This window comes from Bacillus sp. XT-4 (genome assembly GCF_050864245.1).
Lineage (GTDB): Bacteria > Bacillota > Bacilli > Bacillales > Bacillaceae > Bacillus > Bacillus altitudinis.
On the sequence record NZ_JBPAFI010000003.1, the window covers coordinates 224,879 to 241,730 of the forward strand.

At 41.5% G+C, this 16,852-nt stretch carries 19 protein-coding genes; 18 read left to right on the forward strand and 1 reads right to left on the reverse strand.

Annotated features, from left to right (window positions below; translation table 11 throughout):
- Nucleotides 1-261 precede the first annotated feature (261 nt).
- From rho to ACRRMM_RS11000, 5 genes are all read left to right on the forward strand, one after another.
- Nucleotides 262-1,545 carry a transcription termination factor Rho gene (gene rho / locus ACRRMM_RS10980; RefSeq protein ID WP_007497667.1) on the forward strand — a complete coding sequence of 428 codons (1,284 nt, stop codon included), beginning with the start codon at nucleotides 262-264 and terminating at the stop codon, nucleotides 1,543-1,545.
- A gap of 130 nt (nucleotides 1,546-1,675) precedes the next feature.
- Nucleotides 1,676-1,876 carry a 50S ribosomal protein L31 gene (rpmE, locus tag ACRRMM_RS10985; RefSeq protein ID WP_003215407.1) on the forward strand — a complete coding sequence of 67 codons (201 nt, stop codon included), beginning with the start codon at nucleotides 1,676-1,678 and terminating at the stop codon, nucleotides 1,874-1,876.
- A gap of 87 nt (nucleotides 1,877-1,963) precedes the next feature.
- On the forward strand, nucleotides 1,964-2,566 hold the full coding sequence (locus ACRRMM_RS10990) for a thymidine kinase (protein WP_007497666.1): 603 nt from the start codon (nucleotides 1,964-1,966) through the stop codon (nucleotides 2,564-2,566).
- A 279-nt stretch (nucleotides 2,567-2,845) separates the two neighbouring features.
- Nucleotides 2,846-4,546 (forward strand): oxaloacetate-decarboxylating malate dehydrogenase, encoded by a 1,701-nt coding sequence (gene malS, locus ACRRMM_RS10995; protein WP_072367350.1) that lies wholly within the window; start codon nucleotides 2,846-2,848, stop codon nucleotides 4,544-4,546.
- A 91-nt stretch (nucleotides 4,547-4,637) separates the two neighbouring features.
- A complete protein-coding gene (locus tag ACRRMM_RS11000) occupies nucleotides 4,638-5,594 on the forward strand; it encodes an AEC family transporter (protein WP_017368214.1) in 957 nt (318 codons plus the stop codon).
- Nucleotides 5,595-5,629: 35 nt separating this feature from the next.
- Here the strand turns inward: ACRRMM_RS11000 and racA are convergent, their stop codons facing one another.
- On the reverse strand, nucleotides 5,630-6,181 hold the full coding sequence (gene racA, locus ACRRMM_RS11005; protein WP_342493154.1) for a chromosome-anchoring protein RacA: 552 nt from the start codon (nucleotides 6,179-6,181) through the stop codon (nucleotides 5,630-5,632).
- A 210-nt stretch (nucleotides 6,182-6,391) separates the two neighbouring features.
- Between racA and prfA the strand changes: the two genes are divergently transcribed.
- From prfA to ACRRMM_RS11070, 13 genes are all read left to right on the forward strand, one after another.
- A complete protein-coding gene (gene prfA / locus ACRRMM_RS11010) occupies nucleotides 6,392-7,459 on the forward strand; it encodes a peptide chain release factor 1 (RefSeq protein WP_017360048.1) in 1,068 nt (355 codons plus the stop codon).
- Nucleotides 7,449-8,336 (forward strand): peptide chain release factor N(5)-glutamine methyltransferase, encoded by an 888-nt coding sequence (gene prmC, locus ACRRMM_RS11015; protein WP_366963058.1) that lies wholly within the window; start codon nucleotides 7,449-7,451, stop codon nucleotides 8,334-8,336. Before prfA ends, prmC begins: the two co-directional genes overlap by 11 nt.
- A 137-nt stretch (nucleotides 8,337-8,473) precedes the next feature.
- Nucleotides 8,474-8,953: a hypothetical protein gene (locus tag ACRRMM_RS11020; RefSeq protein ID WP_017360046.1), complete on the forward strand. Its 480-nt coding sequence runs from the start codon at nucleotides 8,474-8,476 to the stop codon at nucleotides 8,951-8,953.
- Nucleotides 8,954-9,110: 157 nt separating this feature from the next.
- On the forward strand, nucleotides 9,111-9,761 hold the full coding sequence (gene spoIIR, locus ACRRMM_RS11025) for a stage II sporulation protein R (RefSeq protein ID WP_007497652.1): 651 nt from the start codon (nucleotides 9,111-9,113) through the stop codon (nucleotides 9,759-9,761).
- A gap of 63 nt (nucleotides 9,762-9,824) precedes the next feature.
- Entirely contained in the window at nucleotides 9,825-10,268 is a 444-nt protein-coding gene (locus tag ACRRMM_RS11030) for a GNAT family N-acetyltransferase (protein ID WP_052320300.1), read from the forward strand.
- A 161-nt stretch (nucleotides 10,269-10,429) separates the two neighbouring features.
- Entirely contained in the window at nucleotides 10,430-11,482 is a 1,053-nt protein-coding gene (locus ACRRMM_RS11035; RefSeq protein WP_080995717.1) for an L-threonylcarbamoyladenylate synthase, read from the forward strand.
- A gap of 60 nt (nucleotides 11,483-11,542) precedes the next feature.
- Nucleotides 11,543-12,097 carry a manganese efflux pump MntP gene (locus ACRRMM_RS11040; RefSeq protein ID WP_025208133.1) on the forward strand — a complete coding sequence of 185 codons (555 nt, stop codon included), beginning with the start codon at nucleotides 11,543-11,545 and terminating at the stop codon, nucleotides 12,095-12,097.
- 63 nt (nucleotides 12,098-12,160) lie between these two features.
- On the forward strand, nucleotides 12,161-12,619 hold the full coding sequence (locus ACRRMM_RS11045; RefSeq protein ID WP_046526722.1) for a low molecular weight protein arginine phosphatase: 459 nt from the start codon (nucleotides 12,161-12,163) through the stop codon (nucleotides 12,617-12,619).
- Between the two features lie 141 nt (nucleotides 12,620-12,760).
- Nucleotides 12,761-13,210 carry a ribose 5-phosphate isomerase B gene (gene rpiB, locus ACRRMM_RS11050; RefSeq protein WP_003214714.1) on the forward strand — a complete coding sequence of 150 codons (450 nt, stop codon included), beginning with the start codon at nucleotides 12,761-12,763 and terminating at the stop codon, nucleotides 13,208-13,210.
- A 12-nt stretch (nucleotides 13,211-13,222) separates the two neighbouring features.
- The gene (locus tag ACRRMM_RS11055) at nucleotides 13,223-13,762 is read left to right on the forward strand and encodes a TIGR01440 family protein (RefSeq protein ID WP_428828659.1); all 540 of its coding nucleotides are present in this window, start codon (nucleotides 13,223-13,225) and stop codon (nucleotides 13,760-13,762) included.
- A gap of 177 nt (nucleotides 13,763-13,939) precedes the next feature.
- Nucleotides 13,940-15,187: a serine hydroxymethyltransferase gene (glyA, locus tag ACRRMM_RS11060; RefSeq protein ID WP_026050167.1), complete on the forward strand. Its 1,248-nt coding sequence runs from the start codon at nucleotides 13,940-13,942 to the stop codon at nucleotides 15,185-15,187.
- A 147-nt stretch (nucleotides 15,188-15,334) separates the two neighbouring features.
- Complete coding sequence (gene upp / locus ACRRMM_RS11065; RefSeq protein ID WP_003214553.1) at nucleotides 15,335-15,964, forward strand: uracil phosphoribosyltransferase; 630 nt, start codon at nucleotides 15,335-15,337, stop codon at nucleotides 15,962-15,964.
- 498 nt (nucleotides 15,965-16,462) lie between these two features.
- Nucleotides 16,463-16,846, forward strand: a complete 384-nt coding sequence (locus ACRRMM_RS11070; RefSeq protein ID WP_007497639.1) for an ATP synthase subunit I — start codon at nucleotides 16,463-16,465, stop codon at nucleotides 16,844-16,846.
- Nucleotides 16,847-16,852 lie beyond the last annotated feature (6 nt).

Here is a 16,852-nt window from a genome sequence, read left to right on the forward strand (position 1 = left end):
GTGCTGCGAAATTTTCTGCGAATTTACTTCTTTTAAGCTTCAACAAGTTTAAATACTGCCGCATCATGACGATATACTCATTATCCTTCTCTATGTTGACAAAGCTCAATTTCACATTGTTCCTATCTTTATGATAAAACGAGTGGGAGCGTTACCATGAGAGCGAGGTCATTCCAACAAAAACGGAATTAAAAGCTAATCAAATACAATAGTCATGCATTCGTAATGAAATACATTGACTAGAAAAGTGTGGTGTCCATATTGAAAGATGTTTCGATTTCATCTTTGGAAAATATGAAATTAAAAGAGCTGTATGAGTTAGCAAAAAAGTACAAAATCTCTTATTACAGCAAACTAACAAAAAAAGAATTAATTTTTGCCATCTTAAAGGCGAACGCTGAGCAAGAGGATCTCTTATTTATGGAAGGGGTTCTAGAAATTATTCAGTCAGAGGGATTTGGTTTCTTAAGACCAATTAACTACTCCCCAAGCTCTGAAGACATTTATATTTCAGCTTCACAAATCAGACGCTTTGATTTAAGAAATGGTGATAAGGTGTCTGGAAAGGTACGACCTCCAAAAGAGAATGAACGCTACTATGGCCTCCTTCATGTCGAAGCGGTAAATGGGGACGACCCAGAATCAGCTAAGGAACGTGTTCACTTTCCTGCACTCACGCCGCTATTCCCTGATCGTCAAATGATTCTTGAAACACAGCCTAATCACCTGTCTACTAGAATTATGGATATGATGGCACCAGTTGGGTTTGGACAGCGTGGTTTAATTGTTGCACCGCCTAAGGCTGGGAAAACCATTTTGCTCAAAGAAATTGCCAACAGTATCTCTGAAAATCATCCAGAGGCAGAACTGATTGTTCTTCTTATTGACGAACGTCCAGAGGAAGTAACAGATATCGAACGTTCTGTTGCAGGGGATGTCGTTAGCTCAACCTTTGACGAAGTACCGGAAAACCACATTAAAGTAGCAGAGCTTGTATTAGAGCGTGCGATGCGTCTAGTTGAACATAAAAAAGATGTCATCATCTTAATGGACAGCATCACAAGGCTTGCTCGGGCATACAACCTGGTCATCCCGCCAAGCGGCCGAACGCTTTCCGGTGGTATTGATCCAGCGGCTTTCCACCGTCCAAAACGCTTCTTTGGTGCTGCGCGTAACATCGAAGAAGGTGGAAGCTTGACCATTTTAGCTACTGCACTTGTTGATACAGGATCACGTATGGATGATGTGATTTATGAAGAGTTTAAAGGAACAGGAAACATGGAGCTCCATTTAGACCGTTCTCTTGCAGAAAGAAGAATTTTCCCAGCCATCGACATTCGTCGTTCCGGTACAAGAAAAGAAGAACTGCTTGTGCCTAAAGAGCATCTTGATCGTCTATGGGCGATGAGAAAATCAATGTCAGATACACCTGATTTCGCTGAGAAATTCATGCGCAAAATGAGAAAAACAAAGACAAACCAAGAATTTTTCGATATTTTAACGCAAGAGTGGAAACAAGCAAATATGTCTGCATCAAGAAGATAGCTTCCTGAAAAAATACATTTGCAATCATAGACTTACACTGTTATAATTTTATCATGTGCGTTTCAGAATTTATTCTGAGATATTAACTCTGTTTCCGAATTGGATTCAGGGCGGAAGGAGATGACAGTAGATGAAAACAGGAATTCATCCTAACTACAAAAAAGCTACAGTCAAATGCGCTTGTGGAAATGAGTTTGAAACTGGATCAGTAAAAGAAGAGGTACGCATCGAGATTTGCTCTGAGTGCCATCCTTTCTATACAGGCCGTCAAAAATTCGCTTCTGCTGATGGACGTGTTGACCGCTTTAACAAAAAATACGGTCTTAAGTAATAATAGATACAATAAACAGGCAGGAATCCGTTCTTGCCTGTTTTTTTACGTGGATTGATGGAACTTTAAAACGGGGGAGAAGACCTTATGTATGTGATGAAACAAAGCGGTTGGCTTGAAGTCATCTGCGGAAGTATGTTTTCTGGAAAGTCGGAAGAATTGATTCGGAGAGCCAAAAGAGCCACCTTTGCCAAACAAGAAGTAAAAATATTCAAACCAGCGATTGATAACCGGTATAGCACAAGCTCAGTTGTGTCACATAACGGTTCATCCGTCGATGGGATTGCAGTAACCTCACCAAAAGACATAATAACGCACATATCAGAACGAACCGATGTCATTGGCATTGATGAGGTGCAATTTTTTGATGAGACAATCATTGATATTGTCACTCAATTGGCTGATAAAGGCTACCGAGTCATTGTTGCAGGCCTTGATCAAGACTTCAGAGGAGAGCCATTTGGTGTTGTTCCGCATTTAATGGCATGTGCAGAGCTTGTAACAAAACTTCAAGCAGTTTGTTCGGTATGCGGCTCCCCAGCGAGTAGAACACAACGCTTGATCGACGGTAAACCCGCATCCTATGATGATCCCATTATTTTAGTAGGTGCGCAGGAATCATACGAAGCACGATGCAGACATCACCATGAAGTACCAAAATTAGATGTTGGTACAACACTTGACAATTAAAAAAATAGCAAATGCCGCTGTGTTTCGTTTTTCGAGATTTTGGCTGAACACCCATCATTTGTACTTAAATAAATTAAATAACGCTACGAAAAAATTATCTAATTTTCAACGCTTGCGTTTTGGTATAAGCAGGCATAAAATGACTAACTGTAGTGTAAAGCATTTAAACGAAAAGTTCGATTTCTTGTCATAATTTTTTTGATTAAGGATTTTTCTCCTTGATCGTTCTTTGTATTAATAGTTCACTTTATTTATATTTTAGAAAGAGGGTAGTTTTTGATGAACAACGTGAAGAAAACAAAAGAAGGGTACCTCGAAACCACTTTGACAGGTAAAGATGTATTATCGATTCCAACGTTGAACAAAGGCGTTGCTTTCTCTGAAGAAGAAAGACAAGAGCTTGGACTAGAAGGATTACTTCCTCCAACTGTTCTGACTTTAGAACAGCAAGCAGAGAGAGCATACAAGCAATTTCTAGCTCAGCCAGATCGTCTTCGTCAAAACGTATACTTAAGTGATTTGCAAAACCGTAACGAAGTATTATTCTATAAGCTTCTAACGGACAAGCTTCGTGAAATGCTTCCTGTTGTTTACACACCAACTGTTGGTGAAGCGATTCAAGAATACAGCCATGAATACAGAAGACCTCATGGTGTCTACCTTTCAATCGACAACATTGACGGTATTGAGAAAGCATTTGAAAACTTACATGCAACAGCAGGCGACATCGACCTCATCGTAGCAACTGACTCTGAGAGTATTCTTGGAATTGGTGACTGGGGTGTTGGTGGTATCAACATCGCAATTGGTAAACTAGCTGTTTACACGGCTGCAGCAGGAATTGATCCAAGCCGCGTGATTCCAGTTGTGTTAGATGTTGGAACTAACAATGAAAAATTATTAAATGATCCATTGTACATCGGGAACCACCACAAACGTGTACAAGGTGAAAAATACGAAGAGTTCATTGATGCATATGTAAAAGCAGCACTTAAATTCTTCCCGAAAGCATTGCTTCACTGGGAAGACCTTGGAAACAAAAATGCGCGTAACATCATGAAAAAATACAACGACAACATCTTAACTTTTAATGATGATATCCAAGGTACTGGTGCCATTACTTTAGCGGGTGTTCTTGCAGCTGTCAAGAAAACTGGTACTCAATTGAAAGATCACCGTGTGATGATTTTCGGAGCTGGATCTGCTGGAATCGGAATCGCCGATCAAATGCGTGACACAATGGTTCTTGAAGGTCTAAGTGAAGATGAAGCAAACAATGCATTCTGGACGTTAGACTACAGAGGATTGCTAACAGATCAGTTTGAAGATGAAGTGCTTGATTTCCAAAAACCATACCTTCGTTCTTCTGATGAAGTAGAAGGCTGGGCTCGTGATGAAAAAGGACAAATCTCATTTGCTGAAGCAGTTCGCAAGGTGAAGCCAACCATTCTTATTGGTACATCAGGTCAAGGCGGCGCATTCACTGAAGAAATTATTAAAGAAATCGCAGCTCATACTGAGCGTCCAGTGATCATGCCGATGTCTAACCCAACTCCACTTGCTGAAGCAGTACCGGAAGATCTATTCAAATGGACAGACGGTCGTGCGCTTGTTGCAACTGGAAGCCCATTCGAAAATGTCGAGTATAACGGAATTGAACATGAAATCGGACAATCAAACAATGCGTTCGTTTTCCCTGGACTTGGTCTTGGTTCAATCGTAACGGAATCAAAAATCATCACAAAAGGCATGTTCGTTGCTTCAGCGGATGCGATTGCTGAAATGGTTGATCATGATAAACCAGGTGCTGGTCTACTTCCAAGCATTGATAAGTTACAAGAAGTTTCTATCAAAGTAGCTATTGAAGTGGCAAAAGCAGCAATTAAAGATGGTGTCGCAAGAAAAACACCTGAAAACATTGAACAAGCTGTGAAAGATGCTATGTGGATTCCTGAATATAAAAAAATTGTAAGAGCATAATAAAATGTGTAACGCGGCATTGTTTCGGGTAATGTAAGCAATGCCGCTATAAAATAAGAAACATGTAAAGGATTCAAGGAGGAATAGTAAGATGGACTTTTTAAATATTTTGATCCTCCTAGCACCGATTTTTTTCGTTATCGCGCTGGGTTGGTTCGCAGGGAACTTCGGCAGCTATGACGCTAAATCTGCAAAAGGTGTAAGTACACTTGTTACAAAGTATGCTTTGCCAGCGCACTTTATCGCCAGCATTCTGTCAACACCAAAAGATAAATTCTATAGTCAAATTCCATTTTTCGTTGCATTGATTTTCGGAATCGTAGGCTTTTATATCATTATCCTTTTAGTTACGAAATTTGCTTTTAAATATGATTTAACAGATTCATCTGTTTTCTCATTAAACTCAGCACAACCGACCTTTGCATTTATGGGGATTCCGGTCTTGGGCAGTTTATTTGGGGCTCAAGAAGTTGCAATTCCGATTGCTATTACCGGAATAGTTGTAAATGCATTGCTTGATCCAATTGCTATTATTGTGTCAACTGTCGGTGAAAAAACAAAAGGAAAAGCCAAAGACGGCGAAAGTTTCCTAAAAATGACGACGAAAGCGATTTTGCACGGTTTATCAGAGCCGCTTGCGCTTGCACCGTTAGCAAGTATCATTCTTGTTCTTTTAGGATTTAAACTTCCTGAAATCGGACATGAAATGCTAGAGGAAATTGGAAGTGTGACATCAGGGGTTGCGCTCTTTGCAGTCGGTGTCACAGTCGGTATCCGCAAAATTAAACTGAGCTTACCAGCTTTCAGTATCGCATTGCTCAAAGTAGCTGTACAACCGTTGCTTATGTATTTTATCGCCATTCTTATGGGTCTTTCGGCGGATGAAATTACAAAAGCTGTATTGCTTGTTGCCTTCCCAGGTTCAGCTGTTGCGGCCATGATTGCCACTCGATTTGAGAAACAGGAAGCAGAAACAGCATCCGCATTTGTGATCAGTGCGATCATGTCACTCATTACACTACCGATCATTATCGCACTTACCGTATAATATAGTAGAAAGGCTGCCTCGTTAGGCAGCCTTTCTTAGCGAAATGAATGAAACAGAGGGAAGAGCACACGCTTTTTTTTCATTTCGGGGTGTGCCTTTTCCTTTTCTTCTTCTTTTGATGGTTTTGGTTTTGTCAATGTGGCTGTGAGGCGTTCTAATTTTGCAGTTAATTCTTCAATTTCTCTTCTGTGCTGGAGGAGCTGGTAGGAAACGCCTTCATCTGCTTTCTTAGCGAGTTTCCGTTCTAATTCTTGAAAACGGGCTTCAATATGACTGAAATGTGATTGCTCTTGAAGGAGCTGTTTCACTTGTTCTTCTAAGGCTTCTATCCGTTTTGATGAGTCAGAAGTTTCTACAGCAGGTGATAATTGCTGGGCGGTTTCTTCATGGATCGGCAGTCTAATGTCATGGAGAATCACACCTTCGTTCATTTGGTGTTTGACCTCTTTGAGCAGCTGGACAATGTCATCGTGAAATTCGTAATGTCCAAGTTCATTCCGGGCGACAGGGATGTTGAGCTGTTTGACCCAGCGCTGAATGGTTTTTGAAGATACACCAATTTCCTTTGCAACCTCATTTGTATTCAAACCAAATGCCCTCCCTTTTTTCAATTATAAGTACCATTCTCTTTCGGGAGCATCCGTTCCTTCACGTTAGACAAAACAAGTAACCAATCGCCAAAGATCGTGTTTTCTAGTGAAAAATTGCAGAAAATCAATTGTTTTGGAAATTTTTTTGACTGTCATACCCCGCTATACTATAATTAGACTGTTACGCACAAAACAGAGGTGAAGACCATGTTAGACCGTTTAAAATCAATTGAAGAACGCTATGAAAAGCTAAATGAATATTTAAGTGACCCTGAAGTGGTGAACGACCCTAAGAAGCTTCGCGAATACTCGAAGGAACAATCTGATATTCAAGAAACTGTTGAGGTATATAGACAATATCGTGCGGCATACGATCAGCTAAGTGATGCGAAAGCCATGCTTGAAGATAAGCTGGATGCCGACATGCGCGACATGGTCAAAGAAGAAATTTCAGAGCTCACAGATGAAACAGAACGTTTAGAAGACGAGCTGAAAATCTTGCTCATCCCGAAAGATCCGAATGACGATAAGAACGTTATTGTGGAGGTTCGTGGTGCAGCGGGTGGAGAAGAGGCTGCGCTGTTTGCAGGAAACCTGTACCGTATGTACAGCCGTTATGCTGAAATGCAAGGCTGGAAAACGGAAGTTATGGAAGCGAGTGTCACTGGAACTGGCGGTTATAAGGAGATCATCTTTATGATTAGCGGTAAAGGTGCATATTCTAAACTAAAGTTTGAAAACGGTGCACACCGCGTGCAGCGTGTTCCTGAAACTGAGTCAGGCGGCCGTATTCATACATCAACAGCGACAGTTGCTGTATTACCTGAGGCTGAGGAAGTTGAAATTGATATCCACGAAAAAGATATTCGTGTGGATACATTCGCATCAAGCGGACCAGGGGGACAAAGTGTTAATACCACAATGTCTGCTGTTCGTTTGACTCACCTTCCAACCGGTGTAGTGGTTTCCTGTCAGGATGAGAAATCACAAATCAAAAACAAAGAAAAAGCGATGAAAGTTTTGCGTGCGAGAATTTATGATAAATTCCAGCGTGAAGCACAAGCTGAATATGACCAAACCCGTAAATCTGCTGTTGGAACAGGGGATCGTTCAGAGCGTATCCGTACGTACAATTTCCCGCAAAACCGCGTGACGGACCACCGCATTGGATTGACGATTCAAAAGCTTGATCAAATTTTAGAAGGAAAACTTGACGAGGTCATTGATGCATTAATTATGGAAGACCAAGCAAGAAAACTTCAAAATGCAAAATAAAGAGCGAACGATCTTTGAAGCCCTTAAATGGGCTTCTTCTTTGTTAACGGAAGCGGGCAGAGACCAAAACGCAGCAGAGTTAATGTTGATGCATGTGCTGGGATGGAGCAGAAGTGAACTTCTTGCCCGTTTTCATGATCCACTGCCAGAGGAGCAAGATTCACAATTCAGTGAGTTCGTTGCGCAGCACAAGCGTGGAGTGCCTGTGCAGCATTTAACGGGTGTTGAATTTTTTTATGGGCGTCCTTTTGAAGTAAACAAACACGTTCTGATTCCTCGTCCTGAAACGGAGGAAGTGGTGCTGGCGGCATTGAATATGATGAATCGTGTGTTTCCTAATGATCAACCGCTCAAAGCAGTTGATGTAGGAACAGGTAGCGGTGCAATTGCGATTACGTTAGCTCTTGAAAAAGAATCTCTCACTGTGACAGCGACGGATATTTCACATGAAGCACTTGAAGTAGCAAAGCGAAATCAAGAAGCGCTTGGTGCAGACGTTCATTTTGTCCAAGGGGATTTACTTGAACCGATTATGTCTCAAGGCATCAAAGTCGATGTGTTTATTTCCAATCCTCCTTATATTGCGGCAGAAGAAATGGATGGATTATCAGAGGTTGTCACAAAGCATGAACCTGTTAATGCGCTGACAGATGGGCGTGATGGCCTGTGGTTTTATGAGCGTATCGCCTGTGATCTCCACAAGGTACTTCATCAGCAAGCGGTGGTTGTCTTTGAAATAGGACATACACAAGCACAAGATGTAAAAGCGCTTCTTTTGCAGGCGTTCCCTTCAGCTGATGTTCATATCATCAAGGACATCAACGGAAAGGATCGAGCAGTTTGCGCACACATTCAAAACGGAAGTCCGGCTGAATAAAGTCGGACTATTTTATTATGTAAAGATGAAACTTATGGTAAAAGGGAAACGTATATATAGAAGAATGAACATTCTGATCATGGTTTTTTACATAAATTTGTTTTGAAGGAGCGAATGGTGTGAACAGAAGGTATGCGATGGTGTTGGTCATCGTCAGTGTACTATTGATTGTGAGTGCTTGCGGTAAACCGAGCTTTAAAAAAGAAGCAGCAGCATTTGGGGAAAACTATAAAAAAGCACAATACACAGTGAATCGAACGGATGACCTATCTGACATGAAGGAGAAGTTGAAGGATTATTTAACCGAGCATGAATATCAAGAATATACACAAGACAGCATGTTTCCAAGTGTATTAGAAGCAGCAAAAGATCAAGATTGTCAAATTAAACTGAAAAAAATTACGTTTACACCTTCAGATGAAAGCGATGACAGGATTGAATTTGACTATGAAATGATCATTCAATTTATTGACCATAAAGGAAAGGTCAAAAAGGAAATCGAGAAAAAAGGCGCAATGACAGTCATCAAAACAGATTCGGGTTTAAAAATCAGCCGAGATTGGGATGGGAGATTGTACCCTTCCGATTACCAATCCTCACTAAAAAGCCGTTCATAAGTTGAACGGCTTTTTGCGTGCAGGAGAAATGTTGATTCGCTCCTCTCATAAAGAGGCTGACCTCATAATCTATTAAAAAAATCATTTTTGCTGTTTACGAGATGCGTTTCCTGGACACAATGTTTGTAGCGAAAAGAAAAAGTGGGGGGAACACATCATGTTCAAAAGTAAAATGATGATTTGTCTTTATATGTTTCTATTATTATGTGGTGCTTTTGCAAACCTTGGAAAAGAGGAGACGGCGGCTGCTTCTGCCAATCAGCCTGTTGTGATTCCAGATGAAGCCATTCGTTTACGCATTTTAGCCAACAGTGACCGGTCGGCAGATCAAGATGTGAAACGAAGTATTCGAGATGAGGTCAATGCCAATATAACGGAGTGGGTGAAAGACCTCACATCCATTGAAGAAGCTAGACGTGTGATTCGTTCAAAGCTTCCAGACATCAATCGTATTGCCAAAGCAAAATTAAAGGAACAACACATTGATCAATCCGTATCGGTCAGCTTTCAAAAAGCTTCATTTCCAACAAAGCTTTATGGCAACTTTGTTTATCCTGCTGGGAAATATGAAGCCATTTTGATTACGTTAGGGGAAGGAGACGGAGCCAATTGGTGGTGTGTGTTATTCCCACCTCTCTGCTTTATCGATTTTTCAAACGGAGAAGCGATCGCCTCACCAGAAGGAGATGATAAAGAGCAGGTAGCCGCAGAGCCATCAAATGAATCTGTCAATGAAGTGGTAAAAGAAGAAGAGACGGGTGAAGTGAAATTCTTTCTGTTCGAATGGGTCTCTAGTCTTTTCTCTTAAAAAAGGTCTAAATCTGTTTTTGCCTCATAGAGTTGAAGTAAGAGAACAAAAAGAGGTGAAAGCATGTATTATCAATTAAGAATAGCGACAGAAGAAGATGCTCCGGCCATTAATGCTTTTCTTGAAAAAGGCCAAGCAAAAGGCGGGGTGACGATTGCAGAGCGTACGTCATTTGTGGTCATGGAAGATGCAGACGGTGAGCTTGCAGGCTGTTTAGGTCTTGAACGACTAAATGAACAAGAAGGATTGCTAAGATCACTTGTGATATCAGATAAACTTGGTCAGGGGCATATCGTTTCTCTGTTTCAAAGTGTTCAAACGCTAGGGGAAAAACAAGGTGTGGAAACCTTTTATGTAGTAGCTAATCACTCCTCTTCGCATGATTTTTTAGCGCTGATGGGCTTTACGCCTATAGAGGAAATCCCAGAAAGTGTGTGGGTATCTGCGCATGCAAAAGAGTCGTTGGGAAAAGAGCAGGCGGTTGTGCTGCAAAAAACAGCTAGTTAATCACAAAACACCGGACTTATTCACATACTTATCCACTTTAAAACAAGCGTTATCCACAAATTGTGGACAACGCTTGTTTTATTTAGCATCATCTTTTATACTTTCAAAAGGATAATTGAGATATATCAACAGTTTTATCTTTTTTAAAAGGAGTTTGTATGATGTTAAATACAAAAAGGTGGTCTGTGGATTTAAAAAAGGATTTATCCACATACTATCCACAAATTGAACAAGCAGCTCTGTTGTTGCGGAAAAATGAAGTGGTCGCTTTTCCGACAGAAACGGTTTATGGACTAGGGGCAAATGCAAAAGAGACAGAGGCTGTGAAAAAAATTTATGAAGCGAAAGGACGCCCAAGTGATAATCCGTTGATTGTTCACATTGCGGACGTTCAACAGCTTCATGAATTTGCGCAAATAGAAAATGAAAAAGTAACAGCGCTGATGGATGCCTTTTGGCCAGGCGCTCTCACCATTGTTCTACCTTGTAAGCCGGGCACATTATCAAAGCAGGTGACGGCAGGTTTATCTACAGTAGGCGTAAGAATGCCTAATCATCCTGTTGCGCTTGAACTCATCCGAGCAGCTGGTCTGCCAATTGCCGCGCCAAGTGCCAACCGTTCGGGAAAACCGTCGCCGACACTTGCGGATCATGTCGCGAGTGATCTTGATGGGAAAATTGCTGGCATTGTCGATGGTGGTTCAACAGGTATTGGTGTGGAGTCAACGGTTGTATCCTGTATAGACGAGATTCCAGTGATCTTAAGGCCGGGCGGTATTACAAAAGAAGCGTTAGAAGAGGTCGTAGGAACAGTCAACATAGATCCAGGGCTGACGAAAAAGGATGAGGCGCCTGTATCGCCGGGAATGAAATACACACATTATGCACCTGAAGCACAAATGTATATATTTCATGGAAGTGATGAAGACATGCAGCTGCACATTCAGAAGTACCGAGCTGAAGGGCTAAAAGTAGGTGTGCTGACGACAGAAGAAAAGAAGGAATGGTTTGCGGCAGATGTTATCTTTAGCTGTGGATGGAGAGAAAAGCCTGAAACGGTTGCGGCAAACTTATATCGTGTGCTGAGACAATTTGATGAAACGGATGTAGACTTGATCATTTCAGAAGCCTTCTCAGAGCAGGGAGTTGGTTCTGCGATCATGAACCGTCTGCAAAAAGCGGCAGGAGGGCGTACCCTCTCTTCATTCAAATAGTTCTAACCTCTCTTGGACAAACATAGGTTAAAGGAGAATGCGTGTCCAAGGGGGATTTACATGAATGAACTAGCTGGCGAATTGCTGACACTCAGTATCATGGCTTTTGCACTTGGAATGGATGCCTTTTCGGTTGGACTCGGCATGGGGATGATTCAGCTGAGATTCCGCCAGATCCTTTATATTGGACTTGTCATTGGGATATTTCATATGTTTATGCCTCTTTTTGGCATGCTGACAGGTCAGCTTTTATCTGGCTGGCTTGGGCTCCTAGCAACCTATATTGGCGGGGCGCTGCTTTTGGTGCTGGGTCTTCAAATGATCATCGCTTCTATCCGAAAAGAAGATAAGCCATTTATCGCACCTGTTGGGGCCGGTCTCGTTCTTTTTGCAACAAGTGTGAGTTTAGATAGTTTTTCCGTTGGCTTAAGCCTGGGGATTTACGGTTCTCGGGTGTTGATGACCATTTTATTGTTTGGCTTTTTTAGTATGATGCTCACATGGCTTGGATTATTACTCGGTAAACAGGTTCGGTCATGGGTAGGTTCATACAGCGGGGCGCTTGGCGGATTGATTTTACTAGCCTTTGGAATCAAATTATTATTTCCGCTCTAGCCAGTCTCCTTACATAACATGTAGAATGAAATGCTATATAATAGAAGAAAAGGAGGTCGAAAGATGAATATCTTATTTGTTTGTACGGGAAATACTTGCAGAAGTCCGATGGCTCAAGCCCTTTTTTCCTCCATTGCAGATGAAAAAGGCTTACAGGTCACTGTAAAATCAGCGGGCATCTTCGCCTCTGATGCAGGGAAGGCTTCTCCTCAAGCAGTCGAAGCATTATTTGAGAAAAGCATTCCACTGAACCACTCATCGTCTAAACTAACAGAAGAACTTCTTCATGAAGCAGATTATGTCTTCACCATGACGATTCAGCATAAACAGTTGATTGTGGAGCAATATGCTCATGTGAAAGACAAGGTCTTCACTCTAAAAGAATTTGCGACAGGATCAGAAGGTGACGTGTCGGATCCATTTGGAGGGAGTCTCTCCATTTATCAGGAGACACGAGATGAACTAGAAACGCTATTGTATCAACTTGCTAAAAAGCTTAAACAGGATCACCAATCCTCATAAATGGACAACCTGTAAAACCGTTGCGCAAACGGTTTTTCTGCTTTTGTTTGCAAATGACTAGGCAGAGGTTAAAATATAACTGTAAATAAAGATTGAATGTAAGACATGACAGATTAACTCACCCTTAGGAGGAATTGCCCGATGAAAGTAGCCATTGCATCCGATCACGGCGGAACGAATATTCGTGAAGAAATCAAACAACTAATGGATGAATTAAAGATTGAATACATTGATATGGGTTGTGAATGTGGATCAGGTTCTGTAGACTACCCTGACTATGCTTTTCCTGTAGCCAATATGGTGGCAAACGGAGAAGTTGATCGCGGCATTTTGATTTGCGGGACAGGTATCGGTATGAGCATTTCAGCAAACAAAGTGAAAGGCATTCGCTGTGCACTGGCGCATGATACATTCAGTGCAAAGGCGACGAGAGAACATAACGATACAAATGTTCTTGCGATGGGAGAACGAGTCATTGGACCAGGATTGGCAAGAGAGATTGCCCACATTTGGCTGACAACAGAATTTACTGCAGGACGTCATGCTGTGCGGATTGGTAAAATTGCTGATTACGAAGAAAAGCACCTGTAAGGAGCGCTTAACATGAACATTGGTCAAGATTGGCTTGAGATGTTAAAAGAGTTTCATCAAACAGTTGAACTGCGAGCTGGCCACATTTTAGTGATTGGCTGCAGTACGTCAGAAGTGGCTGGCGAGCACATTGGGACAGCGGGAAGTGAGCAAATTGCTGAAGCTATTTATCAAGAGCTCGATCAACTGAGACGCGAGACAGGAATTGAATTGGCCTTCCAATGCTGCGAGCATTTGAATCGTGCCCTCGTTGTGGAAGAAGAGGTGGCGTGCCGGCTTAACTTAGAAATTGTAGCGGCAGTACCTGTCCGTAAGGCGGGTGGTTCTATGGCGGCTCATGCGTATCAGCAAATGGAACACCCTGTGCTGGTTGAATCCATTTCAGCACATGCAGGTATTGATATCGGTGATACATTCATCGGCATGCACTTAAAGCGGGTAGCCGTACCGGTCCGTCTCAGCCGTCATCAAATAGGACAAGCACATGTGACGTTTGCAAAAACTCGTCCAAAGCTGATTGGCGGAGAACGAGCCATTTATACAAGATCATAGTTCGGATATATTTCTAATATAATGTTGAATGATGAAGACGCTTCGCCCTTTGAATATTCGGGTTTTCATAAAAAATAAGTCGATTTTCCAAAAAAAACTTTTACATTTTACTCAAAAACCGTGTACAATGAGATGGTGAAAACATCGAATGGAAATAGATTGGAGAGGATTTCGCTGATGAAACATTTACCTGAGCAAGACGCACAAGTATTCAAAGCAATTCAACTAGAGCGGAAACGCCAGCAGGACAAAATCGAATTAATTGCATCAGAAAACTTCGTAAGCGAAGCAGTCATGGAAGCGCAGGGCTCTGTCTTAACAAACAAATATGCAGAAGGTTACCCTGGTAAACGCTACTATGGCGGCTGTGAACATGTAGACGTTGTAGAAGATATCGCACGTGACCGCGCAAAAGAAATTTTTGGCGCTGAGTATGTGAACGTACAGCCTCACTCAGGAGCTCAAGCGAATATGGCCGTATACTTTACAATCCTTGAGCATGGCGATACAGTGCTAGGCATGAACTTATCACATGGCGGGCATTTAACACATGGAAGCCCTGTAAACTTTAGCGGCGTACAGTACAACTTTGTAGAATACGGTGTAGATAAAGAAACACAACATATCGACTACCAAGATGTACTTGAAAAAGCACGTGAGCATAAGCCGAAACTAATCGTAGCGGGTGCAAGTGCTTACCCACGTCAAATTGATTTCAAAAAGTTCCGTGAAATTGCCGATGAAGTCGGTGCTTACTTTATGGTGGACATGGCTCACATCGCGGGTCTTGTTGCAGCAGGTCTTCATCCAAATCCTGTTCCTTACGCTGACTTTGTGACAACGACAACTCACAAAACATTGCGCGGACCTCGCGGCGGAATGATTCTATGCCGTGAAGAGTTTGGTAAAAAGATCGACAAATCGATCTTCCCTGGTATTCAAGGTGGACCACTCATGCATGTGATCTCTGCAAAAGCTGTTTCTTTCGGTGAAGTATTGAACGGAGATTTCAAAACATATGCACAAAATGTGATTGATAACGCAAAACAACTAGCTGAAACCCTTTTATCTGAGGATATTCAGCTTGTATCTGGTGGAACAGATAACCATCTTGTTCTCATCGACTTGCGCTCTCTTGGCATTACAGGAAAAATTGCAGAAAACGTTCTTGATGAAATTGGTATCACGGTGAACAAAAATGCAATTCCATATGATCCAGAGAAACCATTTGTTACAAGTGGTGTACGTGTAGGTACAGCAGCAGTGACAAGCCGTGGCTTTGATCAAGAAGCGATGAAAGAAGTCGGTTCCATCATTGCGCTTGCTCTGAAACATCATGAAGATGAAGCGAAATTAGAAGAGGCGAAAAAGCGTGTATCTGATCTGACAGCTCGTTTCCCTCTATATCATGAATTAGATTATTAAAATGCAGACCCATTTGCCTATTTTTGGCATGTGGGTTTTTTTTGTAGGATTTGCGAATCATATTGAAAGATGATGTCTTTTTATGTAGAATTGTAGGAAGTGTGCAAAGTTCACCGGAAGATGACAGAAAAGGAGTTGTAGCAAGCAATGGCAAAGGTTTATGTATTTGATCACCCGCTTATTCAGCACAAACTTACATATATTCGTGACGTTCATACAGGAACAAAAGAATTTAGAGAGCTAGTGGATGAAGTCGCAACATTAATGGCATTTGAAATCACAAGAGACTTACCGCTTGAAGAGGTAGATGTAGAAACACCTGTACAAGTCGCTAAATCAAACGTGATCTCAGGTAAAAAACTCGGAGTTGTGCCGATTTTAAGAGCAGGTCTTGGAATGGTAGACGGGATTTTGAAACTCATTCCAGCTGCCAAAGTGGGACATGTCGGTTTATACCGTGATCCGAAGACATTAAAGCCTGTTGAATATTATGTGAAGCTTCCATCTGATGTGGAAGAGCGTGAATTTATCGTAGTAGACCCAATGCTTGCAACGGGCGGATCAGCAGTAGAAGCATTAAACAGCTTGAAAAAACGCGGTGCGAAAAACATCCGCTTCATGTGTCTGATTGCTGCGCCAGAAGGTGTAGAAGAAATGCAAAAACATCATCCAGATGTTGATATCTACATTGCAGCATTAGATGAGAAGTTAAACGAAAAAGGTTACATCATCCCAGGTCTTGGTGATGCTGGTGACCGTATGTATGGAACAAAATAAGAATGATTCATGAAAAGCCCACATGCAAACGTGCATGTGGGCTTTTTTGAAAAATATGACAAACGGTTGATATCGTTCTTAGAAAAATCAATGTATACTGAACATTAGCAGTTTTTTTGAATGAATGTCACATCTCTCCTAAAGTTTGATGAAATTGTGAACATTTTGTGTGCTCTCTCATTATAGAAAAGTTTTTTAACTTTCAACGGATTGACACATCATAGACGCTATTGTATGCTAAACGAGGGTATTATGGTAAGGTTTTCATAGCCTATAGCACTCTACTAATCCTCATTGTGAACCCTTTAATAATCAGGGTTTGTATCAGCGAATGAAGCAGAATCCCATAGATCTAAAGATTTCAAGTCTGATTGCACAATTAGACCGATGGGTGATTGATTTTTTTCAAACAGGACGGCTTATCATAAGCGTCTTCTACGCAGTTTTCATCACCATTTATCACCTTTTTTACAATATTTTTCATCGGGAGTCAGATGAATGAACGATCCAAACGTCATTTTCCGCAGACAGAGTAAATATATGTTCTATTTATTGGCAATTTTTGTGTTTGGCTATGCCATGCCTGGTTTTAAACCACTGTTTCTTGGTTTCATTATCGGCACAATTTTTGCTTTCTTTAATTTATTCCTGCTTATTCGGAGAATGCATGCTTTTGATCGAGCAGTTAAAAAAGGAAAATCTATTCGTTCAATGGGAAGTACAGCCAGGTGGGCCAACGCAATTCTCGCAGTAGCGATTGCTTGGCGTTACCCTAACGAAGTTCATCTGGCAGGTGTTGTTATAGGATTAATGACAATATATCCTGTCATTATGATAGATTCCTTCATTCAACTTAAACGTTCTACTATGGAAGAGAGGTGAATACTC